The 14,822-nt window shown below is 53.3% G+C and carries 15 protein-coding genes; 2 read left to right on the top strand and 13 right to left on the bottom strand.

Annotation, left to right across the window (positions count from 1 at the left end):
* Positions 1 to 10: 10 nt before the first annotated feature.
* Both arfB and HV334_RS04535 read right to left on the bottom strand, forming a co-directional pair.
* Positions 11 to 433 carry an alternative ribosome rescue aminoacyl-tRNA hydrolase ArfB gene (arfB, locus tag HV334_RS04540; protein ID WP_016151775.1) on the bottom strand — a complete coding sequence of 141 codons (423 nt, stop codon included), beginning with the start codon at positions 431 to 433 and terminating at the stop codon, positions 11 to 13.
* Positions 433 to 975 (bottom strand): YaeQ family protein, encoded by a 543-nt coding sequence (locus tag HV334_RS04535; RefSeq protein WP_016151774.1) that lies wholly within the window; start codon positions 973 to 975, stop codon positions 433 to 435. The genes arfB and HV334_RS04535 overlap by 1 nt, the downstream gene beginning before the upstream one ends.
* A gap of 188 nt (positions 976 to 1,163) precedes the next feature.
* On the opposite strand from HV334_RS04535, the gene HV334_RS04530 reads away from it, so the two are divergent.
* Positions 1,164 to 1,364 (top strand): YaeP family protein, encoded by a 201-nt coding sequence (locus HV334_RS04530; protein ID WP_003018499.1) that lies wholly within the window; start codon positions 1,164 to 1,166, stop codon positions 1,362 to 1,364.
* Positions 1,351 to 1,611, top strand: coding sequence for a Rho-binding antiterminator (gene rof, locus HV334_RS04525; RefSeq protein ID WP_047417117.1), 261 nt, complete (start codon positions 1,351 to 1,353; stop codon positions 1,609 to 1,611). Before HV334_RS04530 ends, rof begins: the two co-directional genes overlap by 14 nt.
* Before the next feature lie 54 nt (positions 1,612 to 1,665).
* Here rof and tilS read toward each other — a convergent pair whose 3' ends face one another.
* The 11 genes from tilS to skp form a co-directional block, all read right to left on the bottom strand.
* Positions 1,666 to 2,958 (bottom strand): tRNA lysidine(34) synthetase TilS, encoded by a 1,293-nt coding sequence (tilS, locus tag HV334_RS04520; protein WP_181221222.1) that lies wholly within the window; start codon positions 2,956 to 2,958, stop codon positions 1,666 to 1,668.
* Between the two features lie 61 nt (positions 2,959 to 3,019).
* Positions 3,020 to 3,409 carry a VOC family protein gene (locus tag HV334_RS04515; protein WP_016151771.1) on the bottom strand — a complete coding sequence of 130 codons (390 nt, stop codon included), beginning with the start codon at positions 3,407 to 3,409 and terminating at the stop codon, positions 3,020 to 3,022.
* Positions 3,410 to 3,475: 66 nt separating this feature from the next.
* Positions 3,476 to 5,614 carry a lysine decarboxylase LdcC gene (gene ldcC / locus HV334_RS04510; protein WP_181221221.1) on the bottom strand — a complete coding sequence of 713 codons (2,139 nt, stop codon included), beginning with the start codon at positions 5,612 to 5,614 and terminating at the stop codon, positions 3,476 to 3,478.
* Between the two features lie 99 nt (positions 5,615 to 5,713).
* On the bottom strand, positions 5,714 to 6,673 hold the full coding sequence (gene accA, locus HV334_RS04505; protein WP_003018513.1) for an acetyl-CoA carboxylase carboxyl transferase subunit alpha: 960 nt from the start codon (positions 6,671 to 6,673) through the stop codon (positions 5,714 to 5,716).
* A gap of 12 nt (positions 6,674 to 6,685) precedes the next feature.
* A complete protein-coding gene (dnaE, locus tag HV334_RS04500; RefSeq protein ID WP_181221220.1) occupies positions 6,686 to 10,168 on the bottom strand; it encodes a DNA polymerase III subunit alpha in 3,483 nt (1,160 codons plus the stop codon).
* Between the two features lie 24 nt (positions 10,169 to 10,192).
* A complete protein-coding gene (rnhB, locus tag HV334_RS04495) occupies positions 10,193 to 10,789 on the bottom strand; it encodes a ribonuclease HII (RefSeq protein WP_019078405.1) in 597 nt (198 codons plus the stop codon).
* On the bottom strand, positions 10,786 to 11,934 hold the full coding sequence (gene lpxB, locus HV334_RS04490; protein WP_047498529.1) for a lipid-A-disaccharide synthase: 1,149 nt from the start codon (positions 11,932 to 11,934) through the stop codon (positions 10,786 to 10,788). The genes rnhB and lpxB overlap by 4 nt, the downstream gene beginning before the upstream one ends.
* On the bottom strand, positions 11,934 to 12,722 hold the full coding sequence (lpxA, locus tag HV334_RS04485) for an acyl-ACP--UDP-N-acetylglucosamine O-acyltransferase (RefSeq protein WP_003018525.1): 789 nt from the start codon (positions 12,720 to 12,722) through the stop codon (positions 11,934 to 11,936). Before lpxA ends, lpxB begins: the two co-directional genes overlap by 1 nt.
* 3 nt (positions 12,723 to 12,725) lie before the next feature.
* Positions 12,726 to 13,181, bottom strand: a complete 456-nt coding sequence (gene fabZ, locus HV334_RS04480; RefSeq protein ID WP_003018528.1) for a 3-hydroxyacyl-ACP dehydratase FabZ — start codon at positions 13,179 to 13,181, stop codon at positions 12,726 to 12,728.
* A gap of 103 nt (positions 13,182 to 13,284) precedes the next feature.
* Entirely contained in the window at positions 13,285 to 14,310 is a 1,026-nt protein-coding gene (lpxD, locus tag HV334_RS04475; RefSeq protein ID WP_047498531.1) for a UDP-3-O-(3-hydroxymyristoyl)glucosamine N-acyltransferase, read from the bottom strand.
* Between the two features lie 3 nt (positions 14,311 to 14,313).
* Positions 14,314 to 14,799: a molecular chaperone Skp gene (gene skp, locus HV334_RS04470; protein WP_016151765.1), complete on the bottom strand. Its 486-nt coding sequence runs from the start codon at positions 14,797 to 14,799 to the stop codon at positions 14,314 to 14,316.
* Positions 14,800 to 14,822: the final 23 nt, after the last annotated feature.

The raw sequence follows: 14,822 nt of genomic DNA, 5'->3' as shown, positions 1-14,822 counted from the left end.
TTCCCGCTCGTCAGTCTTGCGTTCGACGAACTCTCCCACGCAGTGCTTTCACTGTGGATTTTTGCGCCTTCGATGACAACCTGCGCTCTTTCGAGGCGCGCGTAGGACGTGTTGCCTGTCGGCTTTTTTGCACCGCGGTTAATTCTTTTATCACCGCCACCAGTCGGGAGATTGCCGCTTCCCGATTTAGCTCCTGGCTACGGTATTCCTGCGCCTTTATGATAATAACGCCATCGCTGCTAATCAGATGATGGCTGGCGGCCAGCAGACGTTCCTTGTAATACTCTGGCAGGCCTGAGGCCCGAATGTCAAAGCGCAAATGGATAGCCGTGGAGGTCTTGTTAACGTGCTGACCGCCCGCGCCCTGTGCCCGAATCGCCGTGATTTCCAGCTCACTGTCAGGGATAGAGACGTTTCGGGAGATAACAATCATCAACGCGGCTGCCACGCGGTCAGATGAATTTCCAGATTGTTCTGAGAATCAGACAGCCAGATAGCGCCATCCTGGATAGTTGCCTGCAGCGCCATTGTACGACCAGCAAAATCACTCAGTTGCGCCAGCTGTTCATCATCCAGATACCACACGGTGAGATTTTTAAACTGCGCACACTTGTTCTGATTTTGCTGCCACCAGATCTGGGCCGCACGGCTGTTGTAAGTAAACAGGGCAACCTCACCAGACTGGGTACAGGCTTTTTTAATACGACGCTCATCCGGCAGACCCAGTTCAATCCAGAGATCGATGCCCAGATGGTCGTTACGCAGCCATGCTTCAGGCTCGTCTTCAGCACTCAGGCCACGCGTGAACTGCAGCCGTTCATCGGCATATTTAATCCAGGCCAGCAGGCGCAGCATCATGCGCTCCTGGGTTTCAGAGGGATGACGCGCCAGCGTCAAGGCCGCGTCAAGGAACTGGTTGCGGTCGAGATCCGCTACGTTGACGACGGCTTTATAAATTGTCGCTTTAAGCGCCATGAGAGAACTCCTTTCGAATCAGGCGCTCATTGTAGCGAAAACTGCGGCAAAAGGCTGCTAACAGCTCCTCAATCAAGGCGCTGATATTGCTTGAATGAGTATGGTATAGTCACCTTGCTAAACAGAGTTTATCTTCGTAGGCTTAGACTTGCATCCACGGTTAAGTCAGAGTGCTGACAGGAGGGCATGTGGAAAAATATTGTGAGTTAATACGCAAGCGGTACGCGGAAATCGCCAGCGGAGACTTAGGGTATATCCCGGATGCGCTGGGTTGCGTATTGAAGGTGCTTAATGAAGTGGCGGCAGACAGCGCCCTTCCAGAGTCGGTCAGGGAAAAAGCGGCCTATGCTGCCGCCAACTTACTGGTGAGCGATTATGTCAATGAATGAAACGTATCAACCCATCAATTGTGATGATTACGACAATCTTGAACTCGCCTGCCAGAACCATTTGTTACTGACGCTGGCGCTAAAAGATGGCGAAGTTTTGCAGGCGAAAGCGAATGACCTGGTTTCACGCAAAAACGTGGAGTATCTGGTCGCAGATGTCGCAGGTGAAACCCGGGAGCTTCGTCTCGATAAAATTGCCAGCTTCAGCCACCCGCAAATCGGTACCGTGGTCGTCAGCGAATCTTAGCTTTTCTTGCGCCTTATCAGGCCTAAATGACCAGGCCTGATAATCGCACCGCCATCAGGCATGCCAAATCAGACTCATACCTTCTTCATCTACCGCCGCACCCTCACGCGTCACAAAAACACCCGCAGCCGCAATCAACGTTTCACCGTAAAACAACAACGGCGTGGTATCTCGTCGCCAGGGCGGGATCCCCTGCTCCTGCCAGATTTTCTTTAATTTACGTCCACCGTTACGCCCGACAATATGCAATACGCCTGGCGCTTTAAAACGAATACTGACGGCTTCACCTGCTTGCGGCATGCGCAATTCGCCAGCAGAGATTAGCTGCACCGAGCCTAACCCGGCTGGCAGCGTCAACGGCGTTTCCCGGCATGACCACGGGATGACTGTTTCGCTTTGCCCGTCGACCGATTTAACCCACCATAGCTGTGACTGATAGCGACGGACCTCATATTCTCCTAGACGAAAACAGGGAGAAGCATCTTCTCGCGCCAACGCCACTTCCTGCCAGATACGTTCCAGCCCGTCCCGGGAAGGCATCGGCGCATTTAACCCCGCCAGCCAGCGACGCAGCAGAGCGGCACGCCGCACGCCACTCATCATCATTAACGGTGCCAGTAACAGTGTGCCTTGAACAGTCACGCAGTCGGCTAAATCGTTGGCCAGCAGTTCATCCAGTAAACTCTCCTGCTCGGCGCACAGCGCGGCGCTGCGGGCTGCGGCTTGCGCGAAGTGCGGCCATCGTTGTTGGAGCAACGGGGTAACGCGCAATCTGAGAAAATTGCGATCGTAGGCATCATCCTGATTACTTTCATCTTCGATCCAGCATAATTCATGCTGTCGCGCCCATACTTCAAGCGCCTCTCGCGTTTGCGCCAGCAGCGGTCGAATCAGTTGGGTTCCGGCAAATGGTGAGCTTTCGCCCATGGCGGAAAGCCCGGCAGGACCACTGCCGCGCTTAAGCGCCAGTAGAAAGGTTTCACACTGGTCGTCGAGATGCTGGGCGGTCATCAGCACTTCACCCGGTAGTAAGGTCTGCGCAAATGCCTGATAGCGCGCGCGTCGCGCCTGAGCTTCGATGCCCAGACCATCATCCTCAAGTTGGACCCGTTCAACCACCAGCGGCACCTGCCACTGTGCGCATACCGACTCACAGTGTTGCACCCAACTGTCTGCCTGCGGGCTTAATCCGTGATGAATATGGATTGCGCGCAAGGCAACCTCAGGATTTTGCGCTCGCCACAGTACCAGCTGATGCAGCAGCACGGTGGAGTCCAGCCCGCCGCTAAAGGCGGCCAGAATCGATTGAGAATTTAGCAGTGAAGTATTCAGCGTGAGTGTCGTCATGATGGTTACTTACAATGGCATTGCCCGGCACATTGCCGGGCTAATGCCACAATGATAAGACTTACAGCTCGTACAGTTCGAGCGGTAATCCGTCCGGATCGTTAAAAAACGTAAAGCGTTTGCCGGTAAACGGATCGATACGCACGGATTCGCACTTCACGTGGTGAGCTTCCAGATGCGCGATCGCTTTTTCCACGTCATCTACGCTGAACGCCAGATGGCGTAAACCGCAGGCTTCCGGTCGGCTCGGACGGCAAGGCGGAAATGGAAAAGAAAAAAGCTCAATCACATACTGACCGTTCAATGCCAGATCACCCTTCCACGAGTCACGTTCTTCCCGGTAGGCTTCGCTGATTAGCGTAAAGCCCAGCACATCACAGTAAAATGCCTTACTCGCCGCGTAATCCGTCGCAATAATGGCAATATGGTGAACCTGTTTTAATCCCAGCATAGCGTCATCGCCTCTTTCGTTTTTCTGCCAGCACGTTACTCGTGCGTAATGGGTTCACGCAAGTCGTCATGCCATTTTTAGGACTCGCACGCGATACACGCCATCCTCACCCAGTTTAGCGCCATGGATATCGGTTTCAAATCCGGGATAGTGATGACCCACTGAACACAACATCAGCAGAAAATCGAGTACAGCCCGACTTTTGGCCGTGATCATTTCCCCGGGCATCAAGAGCGGCACACCGGGAGGATAAGGCAGAATCATATTGGCAGAAATGCGCCCCACCAGTTGATCGAGCGCCACCGTTTCGACCTCACCTTTGATCTGCCGCTGCCAGGCCTGGTGCGGGGTCATTTTCATTTCCGGTAAGGTATCAAATGCCCGCAGCATCAGCCCGGAGAGATCGTGCTGGCGGATCAGCTTATGGATCCCCTGCGCCAGATCCTGAATACGCATATTACGATAGAAATCGGGATCCTCGGCATACAGATCCGGCAGCATATTTTTCACGCGTAAATTCAGATCGTACGAGCGTTTAAATTCCGTCAGGCCGCGCAGTAGCCCCATCGCCCGGGTTTTATCAATGCCAATACTAAACAGGAACAACAGATTATACGGTCCTGTTTTCTCGACAACGACGCCGCGCTCATCAAGGAATTTCGCCACCAGCGCCGCAGGGATCCCCTCTTCACTCATATTTCCCTGTTCATCCATTCCCGGCGTAAGAATGGTGACCTTCACCGGGTCGAGGAACATATGATCGGCGTCAGCATCAACAAATCCGTGCCAGTCTTCACCAGGCGCTACCGGCCAGCACTCCGCTTCATCTACCCTTTCCGGCTGCCAGATATCAAAGAACCAGCCATCCGACTCTTCGCGTAGCCGCTGCACTTCTTTACGGAAATGCAGCGCCCGCTCCACCGAACGATTGATCAACCGCTTGCCTGAATTGCCACGCAGCATTGCCGCCGCCGTTTCTATCGACGCGACAATCGGGTAGCTCGGGGAAGTGGAAGTGTGCATCATAAAGGCTTCGTTGAACGTCTCTTCGTCGTAGTCGCCCTTAATGTGGATCAGAGAAGCCTGTGATAGTGCCGCCAGCATCTTGTGGGTTGACTGGGTTTCAAAAATCACTTTCCCCGGCACCCGTTCGCCGCTCATCCCGCTTTTCCCCTGATAGATCGGGTGAAAATGGGTATACGGCACCCAGGCAGAATCAAAATGAATGGAGGGCACATCCAGGGTTTGCTTGATCCAGTTGGTGTTATACAACAGGCCGTCATAGGTGGAATTGGTGATCACCGCGTGTACCGGCCATTGCGCCTGAGGGGTCTCTTCTACCTTGCGTTCAATGCTTGCGCGGGTGAATTCCCGACGAGGTATACCGCCGAGGATCCCCAGCGCATTGCGCGTAGGCTTCAGCCAGATTGGCACCACATCGCTCATCATTAGCAAATGCGCCAGCGACTTATGACAGTTGCGATCAATCAGTAGCGTACTGCCTGAAGGCGCGGCATACATGCCGACAATCTTGTTCGACGTCGAGGTGCCGTTGGTCACCATATAGCTCTGCTCGGCGCCAAAGGTGCGCGCGATATACTCCTCCGCTTCCAGATGCGGGCCGGTATGATCCAGCAGCGAACCCAGTTCAGTCACGGAAATAGACACGTCGGCCTTCAGCGTATTGCCGCCAAAGAAATCATAGAACAGGCAGCCGACCGGGCTTTTCTGATACGCCGTTCCCGCCATATGTCCGGGCGTGCAGAAGGTGTACTTTCCTTCCTTCACATAGGTAAACAGCGCCTTGGTGAAAGGAGGCGTGATGTTATCGAGGTATTCGCTGGTGTACTGACGGATGCGGGTTGCAATATCTTCAGACTGGCCCAGCGCATACTCAAAAAACCACAGCGCCATGCGCAGGTCGTGCGCGCTGACATCCATCGTCGAATGGGTATTAATAAAGGCGTAGAGCGGGAGATACTCGTTGAGCTGGTTGATGTCACTGCACAGATCCAGACTGTATTCATCCCAGTCAAAAATGACACCGCAAATTCGTGGGTTATGTTCGATAAACTTAAGCAGGTCGACGCTATTCTGCGGCCAGATAATCTGAAACCCCTGCTGTTGCAGCGCACGCTCAAGTTCCTTGATGGGCTCATCTTTATAAAAGACGCCATGCGGTCCCATGATGGCAATGATATTCATGCGATCCTCCTGGAAAAACCTTAGTTAATCATAGCCTGGTGAAACCACAGGTAAAAAAAAGGGCCACAGCGTTGTGGCCCTTTTCAGAATTAATGCAGTTTACGCGTAACCGTAGCTCATCAGACGCTGGTAACGACGGTTTTTCAAATCATCTTTGCTTAACACGTCGAGATCGGCCAGATCGGCCAGCAGCTGTGCTTTCAGGGACGCAGCCATCACTTCCGGGTTGCGGTGCGCGCCGCCCAGCGGTTCCGGGATGATAGAGTCGATAAGCTTCAGCTCTTTCAGACGCGGCGCGATAATCCCCATCGCTTCTGCAGCCAGCGGCGCTTTGTCGGCGCTTTTCCACAGAATGGAGGCACAACCTTCCGGGGAGATAACGGAATAGGTGCTGTATTGCAGCATATTCACTTTATCGCCTACGCCGATCGCCAGCGCGCCGCCGGAACCACCTTCACCAATAACGGTGCAGATTACCGGTACGCTCAGACGCGACATTTCACGCAGGTTGCGCGCAATCGCTTCAGACTGACCACGTTCTTCCGCGCCCACGCCCGGATAAGCCCCAGGGGTGTCGATGAAAGTAATGATCGGCATATTGAAACGCTCGGCCATTTCCATCAGACGCAGCGCTTTGCGATAGCCTTCCGGTGCCGGCATGCCGAAATTACGACGAATTTTTTCTTTGGTCTCACGGCCTTTCTGATGACCAATGATCATTACCGGACGGCCATCCAGACGCGCGATGCCGCCGACAATAGCTTTATCATCCGCATAGGCACGATCGCCCGCCAGCTCATCAAATTCATCAAATGCCAGGCGGACATAATCCAGGGTGTACGGACGCTGTGGATGGCGCGCCAGCTGGGCTACCTGCCATGCGCCAAGATCGGCGAAGATTTTACGCGTCAGCTCTACGCTTTTTTCACGCAGACGATGCACTTCTTCATCGATGTTAATATCCAGTTTCTCATCCTGACGGCTAACCGCAGTCAGAGAATCGATTTTTGCTTCCAGCTCTGCAATCGGCTGTTCAAAATCAAGGAAATTCAGACTCATAGTATTCCTGTATTAGTCAAACTCCAGTTCCACCTGCTCCGAACCAATAAGGCCACGGAGATCGTTTAGCAAACGATCGCTCGGAGAGACACGCCACGTTGCGCCAAAACGCAATCGCGCACGTGCATCCGCCCTCTGATAGTAGAGATGTACTGGAATTGTCCCCGAGCGGTGGGGTTCCAGAGACTGACGGAGTCGGTTTAAAAGCTGGTCATCAATTTGCCTGTCCGTCAGCGAGATAGCAAGCCCGCGAGCATATTTTTCCCGGGCTTCGTCAATATCCATGACTTCACGAGCCATCATTTTAAGCCCGCCGCTGAAGTCATCAAAGCTGACCTGTCCGCTGACGATAAGTATGCGGTCTTTTTCCAGCAATTGCTGGTATTTATCCAGAGCATCGGTAAACAACATAACTTCCAGACGCCCGGAACGGTCATCCAGGGTACAGATGCCGATACGATTGCCGCGCTTGGTGACCATTACCCGCGCAGCAATGACGAGCCCCGCAGCCGTGGTGACTTTACCACGTTCTGTCGGATGCATGTCTTTCAGCCTGTGGCCTCCAACATAGCGCTCAATTTCTTTTAAATACTGGTTGATGGGGTGTCCCGTCAGGTAAAGCCCTAACGTTTCACGTTCCCCTTCTAATACCACCTGCTCCGGCCACGGTGTACAGTTAGCATAAAACTGTTCAATTTGTTCCGGCTCTTCAGCCAGCACGCCAAACATGTCCGCCTGACCCGTTGCCTCGGCTTTCGCATGCTGATCGGCGGCTTTTAGCGCATCGTTGAGCGAATTCATCAGCGCCGCACGATGCGGACCAAGGCGGTCAAACGCCCCGGACATGATTAACTTTTCCAGCACCCGGCGGTTGAGTTTTTTGATGTCCGTGCGCGCACAGAGATCAAACAGCTCGCGGAAGTAACCGCCTTCGTTGCGCGCCTCAATAATAGCTTCAATTGGCCCTTCACCCACGCCTTTTATCGCGCCGATGCCATAGACAATTTCGCCATCATCATTCACGTGAAAATGATAAAGCCCGGAGTTGATATCCGGCGGCAGGATTTTGAGCCCCATACGCCAGCATTCATCCACCAGCCCGACCACTTTCTCGGTGTTATCCATATCGGCGGTCATTACCGCCGCCATAAACTCGGCGGGGTAATGCGCCTTCAGCCATAGCGTCTGGTAAGAGACCAGCGCATAGGCAGCGGAGTGCGATTTGTTAAATCCGTAACCGGCGAATTTCTCCACCAGGTCAAAGATTTTCATCGCCAGTTCGCCGTCGACGCCGCGCTTTTTCGCCCCTTCTTCAAAGGTGCCGCGCTGCTTAGCCATCTCTTCCGGCTTTTTCTTACCCATCGCACGACGCAACATGTCCGCACCGCCAAGGGTATATCCGGACAGCTCCTGGGCAATCTGCATAACCTGTTCCTGATACAGGATAATGCCGTAGGTCGGCTCCAGTACCGGTTTCAGACACTCATGCTGCCATTGTACGTCCGGGTAGGAAATCTCTTCGCGACCATGCTTACGGTCGATAAAGTTATCTACCATCCCCGACTGTAGCGGACCCGGACGGAACAGGGCCACCAGGGCGATCATATCTTCGAAGCAGTCAGGCTGCAGACGTTTGATAAGATCTTTCATGCCGCGGGATTCAAGCTGGAAGACCGCCGTGGTCTCCGAGCGTTGCAGCATGTCGAAGCTTTTCTTGTCATCCAGCGGGATAGCGGCGATATCCAGCGGCGGCTCGCCGTTCTTTTCACGGCGCGCGTTAATCATTTCCAGCGCCCAGTTGATGATGGTGAGCGTACGCAGGCCGAGGAAGTCGAACTTCACAAGGCCGGCATATTCCACGTCGTTCTTATCAAACTGAGTAACCGGGTGCAGCCCCTGTTCATCGCAGTACAGCGGCGCAAAATCGGTAATTTTGGTCGGCGCGATAACTACACCACCGGCGTGTTTACCGGCGTTACGCGTGACACCTTCCAGCTTACGCGCCATATCGATCAGCGCTTTAACCTCTTCATCTGCCTCATAGATTTCCGGCAGTTGGGGTTCGGCTTCAAAGGCTTTTGCCAGCGTCATGCCCGGATCGGGCGGCACCAGTTTCGAAATACGGTCCACGAAGCCGTACGGGTGTCCCAGCACGCGCCCCACGTCGCGGATAACCGCTTTGGCCGCCATCGTACCGAAGGTAATAATCTGCGAAACCGCATCACGACCGTACATTTCCGCCACGTGTTCAATTACCCGGTCGCGTTTCTCCATACAGAAGTCAACGTCGAAGTCGGGCATTGAGACACGTTCCGGGTTCAGGAAACGTTCGAACAGCAGGTCAAATTCCAGCGGATCCAGGTCGGTAATTTTCAGCGCATAGGCGACAAGCGAGCCGGCACCGGAACCACGTCCAGGGCCTACCGGTACGCCGTTATCTTTCGACCACTGGATAAATTCCATCACGATCAGGAAGTAGCCAGGAAATCCCATCTGGTTGATAACTTTCAGTTCAACTTCCAGACGTTCGTCATAAGGCGGGCGCTTCTGGGCGCGAACTTCAGGGTCCGGGAACAAAAACGCCAGACGCTCTTCCAGACCTTCGCGCGATTTCGCCACGAGGAAATCCTCGGTGGTCATATCACCGGTCGGGAACTGTGGCAGGAAATACTCACCCAGACGTACCGTCACGTTACAGCGCTTAGCTATCTCAACGGTGTTTTGCAGCGCTTCCGGAATATCGGAAAACAGCTCGCACATCTCATCTTCGCTACGCATGTACTGCTGCGGCGAATAATTACGTGGGCGTTTCGGGTCGTCAAGGGTGAACCCGTCGTGGATTGCTACGCGGATTTCATGCGCGTCAAAATCACCAGTTTCAAGGAAACGAACATCGTTGGTCGCCACCACCGGAAGACCACGCCTTTCCGCCAGCTCTACCGCTGCATGCAGATAATTTTCTTCATCTTGCCTGCCGGTGCGGATAAGCTCGAGGAAGTAACAATTTGGAAAATGTTCTTCGTAAAACGCTACGCACTCATCAACCAGTGCGCTATTACCGCGCAGCAGGCTGCGCCCAACGTCGCCCATGCGGCCGCCGGAGAGCAAAATCAAACCTTCTTTTAACTCGGCCAGCCAATCCCGGTCGATGACCGGCCCTTCTGCGCCATAACCACGCTGATAGGCTTTCGATATCAACAACGTCAGGTTCTGATAGCCAGTATTGTTTGCGGCCAGCACGGTGAGCTGCGTGAGTTCATCGCCCAGCAGCTCGCTACGGACATGAAAATCTGCGCCAACTATCGGCTTGATACCCGCACCGTGACCCGCTCCGTAAAACTTCACCAGACCACACAGGTTGGTAAAATCAGTGATCGCCAGCGCAGGCATGCCTAACGCGGCCGCCTTTTTCACCAGCGGCCCGGTTTTCGCCAGCCCATCGATCATGGAGTAGTCGCTGTGCACCCGCAGGTGGACGAAACGAGGTTCAGACATCTTCAGATTCCTTCGACACAAGAATCAGGACGTGAGTCCCAGTGCGCGTTTGACGGGGCCAAAACTACGGCGATGGTGCTCTGTTGCGCCATGCATTGCCAACTTTTCCAGATGAAAAGCGGTTGGATAGCCTTTGTGCTGTGCAAAGCCATACTGCGGGAACACCGTATCCAGGGCCGCCATTTCAGCATCACGAGTGACTTTTGCCAGTATCGACGCCGCGCTAATCTCCGCCACACGGCTATCACCTTTTACCACCGCAAGCGATGGCACCGGTAATGCCGGGCAACGATTGCCGTCGATCAGTACGTATTCCGGCGCTATATGTAGACCCGCAACCGCACGCTGCATGGCCAGCATAGTGGCATGTAAAATATTCAACTCGTCGATTTCATGTGGTTCCGCACGCCCCAGGCTCCAGCTTAACGCTTTTTCTTTAATCTCATCGAATAGCGCCAGGCGACGTTTTTCCGACAGTTTTTTTGAGTCGTTAAGACCGATAATAGGGCGAGCCGGATCCAGAATGACGGCGGCAGTGACGACCGCGCCGACCAAAGGACCACGTCCAACTTCATCTACACCCGCCACTAAATGCGTATGCGGATATACAAATTCAATCATTGCGCTAACTCCAGGACCGCATCCGCCGCCTGCTCATCAGCGTTGCAACGGATCTGCTGATGCAGTTCACGGAATGTGTCGTGCATCGCATGGCTGGTTTTGCCATTCGCCAGCAACGGCAACAGCGCTTGCGACAGCGCCTGCGGTTCGCACTCTTCCTGCAACAGCTCTTTAACCAGTTCTCTTCCCGCCAGCAGGTTAGGTAGCGAAACGTAATCGGTCTTCACCAGACGCTTCGCCAGCCAGAAGGTGAAAGGTTTCATACGATAGCCAACCACCATCGGGCATTTTGCCAGCATACATTCCAGCGCAGCGGTGCCGGAAGCCAGCAGTGCGGCATCGCTGGCAACCATCGCTTCACGTCCCATCCCATTAAGCAGATGTACGGAAAGCTCCGGCGCAACTTCAGCTTTAATGCGCTCAAACTGCTCGCGACGTTTGGCATTCACCAACGGCACTACCACTTCGAGATCTGGATAATGCTGGCGTAACAACTGCGCCGTTTTCAGAAAATCGGCGCTGAGCATCTCCACTTCTGCGCCACGGCTTCCTGGCAATAGCGCCAGGCAGTGAACGTCATGGGGAATACCCAGAACATCGCGAGCCGCGTTTTTATCCGGGTCCAACGGCATGGCATCTGCCATGGTATGACCGATAAAGCGGCACGGGACGTTAAATTTGTCATAAAACGCTTTTTCGAAAGGCAGAAAGGCCAGCACCATATTGGTGGATCTGCCTATTTTGAAAACGCGTTTCTGTCGCCAGGCCCACACAGAGGGGCTGACGTAATGAATGGTTTTAATGCCCTGCTTTTTCAAATTCCCTTCGAGGGTAATATTGAAATCAGGCGCATCAATACCGACGAAAACATCCGGCTTTAAGTCGGTAAATCGGCGAGTGAGATCGGCGCGAATATGCAGTAAACGGCGCAGGCGTCCGAGCACTTCAACAATGCCCATTACCGCCAGCTCTTCCATTTCGTACCAGGCTTCACAGCCTTCGGCCTGCATCAGCGGACCCGCCACGCCAACAAAACGCGCATTGGGAACGCGAGCCTTGAGTGCACGAATTAACCCTGCACCAAGAATATCGCCGGAGGTTTCTCCGGCGACGAGGGCAATCGTTAAAGGACGCTGCTCAGTCATTAACGAATCAGACCACGCGTTGAGCGCTCAAAGAAGTCGCTGAAAGCCTGAACTTCAGGGTACTGTTTCGCCAGTTCCGCGATTTCCGGTTTCACTTCTTCCAGCGTTTTACCGCTACGGTACAACGCTTTGTAGGCATTACGAATCGCGGTAATCGCTTCGCGGGTGAATCCACGACGCTTCAGACCTTCGATATTGACACCAAATGGCGTTGCGTGGTTGCCCTGGGCGATAACGTATGGAGGCACGTCCTGCGCAACGCCAGAACAGCCGCCAACCATCACATGCGCGCCGATGATGCAGAACTGATGCACCGCAGTCATGCCGCCGATGATAACAAAATCATCCAGCGACACATGCCCGGCAAGCGTGGCGTTATTCGCCAGAATACAGCGGTTGCCTACCGTACAATCATGCGCGACGTGCGCATTAATCATCAGTAAGTTATCGCTGCCCACCTTCGTCACTCCACCGCCCTGCACTGTGCCACGATGAATGGTGACGCTTTCGCGGATGCGGTTGCGATCGCCAATTTCCACGCGGGTCGGTTCGCCAGCATATTTCAGATCCTGGTTAACTTCACCGATGGAGGCAAACTGATAGATCTCGTTATCGCGACCAATTTTTGTATGGCCATTCACGACAACGTGAGACTTCAGTACGGTACCCTCACCAATTTCAACATGGGGTCCAACAATACAAAATGGGCCAATGTGAGCGTTAGCGCCAATGCTGGCGCCTTCTTCCACAATGGCAGTTGGGTGAATAAAGGCGGATTTATCAATCACGTATCAGGCCTCCCGGCTACGGGCACACATCATCGTTGCTTCGCACACAACTTTACCGTCGACCAGCGCAACCCCTTTAAAACGGGTCAGGCCGCGGCGCGTTTTCTCGAAAGTCACTTCCATGATCATCTGATCGCCTGGCACGACAGGACGCTTAAAGCGCGCTTCGTCAATACCCGCAAAATAGTACAGTTCACCTGGTTCCAGTTTCCCTACGCTTTTAAACGCGAGGATACCGGTGGCCTGCGCCATTGCTTCCAGAATCAGTACGCCTGGGAAAATAGGTTTACCCGGGAAGTGGCCCTGGAAGAAAGGCTCGTTAACAGATACATTTTTCACTGCGCGCAGAAAACGACCTTCTTCAAAATCCAGCACGCGGTCAACCAGCAGAAACGGAAAACGGTGCGGCAGAAGTTCTAAAATCTCTTCAATATGCAGAGTATGAGTGTTAGTAGTCAAAATACTCTTCCTGTCAAAATATACTAAAAGGCAATAATAACACGGCCTGTCGCAATCGTATGAATGGGACAGGCCGAAAAGTCAGACATGCAAAAACGGTGCTTTAGTCTTGTTGATTAACCTTGCGCTCAATCGCTTTGAGACGCTTGCTCATATCATCAATATTCATCACCAGTGCAGCTGTTTTACGCCATACCTTATTGGGCTGTAGCGGAATGCCTGAGGAATAGACGCCAGGTTCGGTGATAGGACGCATCACCATACCCATGCCAGTAACCGTGACTTTATCGCATATTTCCATATGCCCATTGATCACGCTGGCGCCGCCAATCATGCAGTAACGGCCAATCTTCAGGCTACCCGCCATAATGACGCCACCGGCTACCGCCGTATTGTCGCCAATCACAACGTTATGCGCAATCTGGCACTGGTTATCAATGATAACACCATTACCGATCACAGTATCGTCCAGCGCACCACGGTCAATGGTGGTACAAGCGCCGATCTCGACGCGATCGCCGATAATCACGCGACCAAGCTGCGGGATCTTCACCCAGTTACCGCGATCGTTCGCGTAACCAAATCCATCAGATCCGACGACAGTGCTGGACTGGATCAGGCAATTCTCACCGATCTGAATGTCGTGGTAAATCGTCACATTCGCCCACAAGCGTGAACCTGCGCCGATTTTAGTATTTTTTCCGACGAAGCAGCCAGCGCCGATAACGACGTTATCGCCCAGTTCTACGCCAGACTCAATGACCGCATTTGCGCCCACAGAAACATTATTACCCAGCTTCGCCGTCGCATCGATCACTGCACTCGGTGCAATGTTTTGTGCGGGCTGCGGCGTGGTATCTAAGATTTGCGCCATACGTGCATAGGTCAGGTAGGGATTCTTCACTACCAGCGCTGCACTCTTAGCAAAAGGAAGATCGTCCTGCGTCATCACAACGGCAGAAGCCTGGCATGTGCCTAAGTGTTCACGGTACTTAGGATTCACCATGAACGTGATATTGCCAGTTTGCGCAGATTGCATGGACGCTACGCCGGTGATGACGATATCGCCATCACCGTGTAATTCTGCATCCAACTGCTCTGCTAAATCAGCCAGTCGAATTGAAGGCATTACTTATTTAACCTGTTTCAGTACGTCAGCGGTGATGTCTTTTACATCGCTGCTGTTGTATGCAACGGTGTTTGCGTCAACAACCAGATCGATGCTCTGACTGTTAGCAACAGATTTCACAGCTGTCTGGATACGAGTAACCAGTTTGCCACGTTCTTCGTTGGAACGACGCGCACGATCCTGCTCAAAAGCCTGAGCTTTCTGAGAGAAAGTCTGACGCTGAGCCATGACGTCTTTTTCCAGCTTGGTACGATCGCTACCCGCTTTCATGGATTGCAGACGCTGCATTTTAGATTGCAGATCAGATTCCATACGCTGCAGTTCGCTGGCACGGCCTTTGAACTCGTTTTCCAGCGTAGCAGAAACGCCCGTCTTCTGTGCAACCTGTTGGAACAAGCTACCCATGTTGACGATTGCAATTTTGTCAGCAGCCTGTGCGGACGTTGCCATCGCTAAACCGAGACCTGCAGCTAATAACCACTTTTTCACAATTAACTCCTTACCATCCCATT

This window comes from Citrobacter sp. RHBSTW-00944, assembly GCF_013615435.1.
Lineage (GTDB): Bacteria > Pseudomonadota > Gammaproteobacteria > Enterobacterales > Enterobacteriaceae > Citrobacter > Citrobacter braakii.
The sequence above is the reverse complement of the archived record's forward strand: the minus strand, read 5'-3'. Positions and strand labels throughout refer to the sequence as shown.

Bases quoted from the DNA above. Each gene is read 5' to 3' on its own strand.
- arfB (WP_016151775.1), bottom strand. From the start codon at position 433: ATGATTGTTATCTCCCGAAACGTCTCTATCCCTGACAGTGAGCTGGAA.
- HV334_RS04535 (WP_016151774.1), bottom strand. From the start codon at position 975: ATGGCGCTTAAAGCGACAATTTATAAAGCCGTCGTCAACGTAGCGGAT.
- rof (WP_047417117.1), top strand. From the start codon at position 1,351: ATGTCAATGAATGAAACGTATCAACCCATCAATTGTGATGATTACGAC.
- tilS (WP_181221222.1), bottom strand. From the start codon at position 2,958: ATGACGACACTCACGCTGAATACTTCACTGCTAAATTCTCAATCGATT.
- HV334_RS04515 (WP_016151771.1), bottom strand. From the start codon at position 3,409: ATGCTGGGATTAAAACAGGTTCACCATATTGCCATTATTGCGACGGAT.
- ldcC (WP_181221221.1), bottom strand. From the start codon at position 5,614: ATGAATATCATTGCCATCATGGGACCGCATGGCGTCTTTTATAAAGAT.
- accA (WP_003018513.1), bottom strand. From the start codon at position 6,673: ATGAGTCTGAATTTCCTTGATTTTGAACAGCCGATTGCAGAGCTGGAA.
- dnaE (WP_181221220.1), bottom strand. From the start codon at position 10,168: ATGTCTGAACCTCGTTTCGTCCACCTGCGGGTGCACAGCGACTACTCC.
- rnhB (WP_019078405.1), bottom strand. From the start codon at position 10,789: ATGATTGAATTTGTATATCCGCATACGCATTTAGTGGCGGGTGTAGAT.
- lpxB (WP_047498529.1), bottom strand. From the start codon at position 11,934: ATGACTGAGCAGCGTCCTTTAACGATTGCCCTCGTCGCCGGAGAAACC.
- lpxD (WP_047498531.1), bottom strand. From the start codon at position 14,310: ATGCCTTCAATTCGACTGGCTGATTTAGCAGAGCAGTTGGATGCAGAA.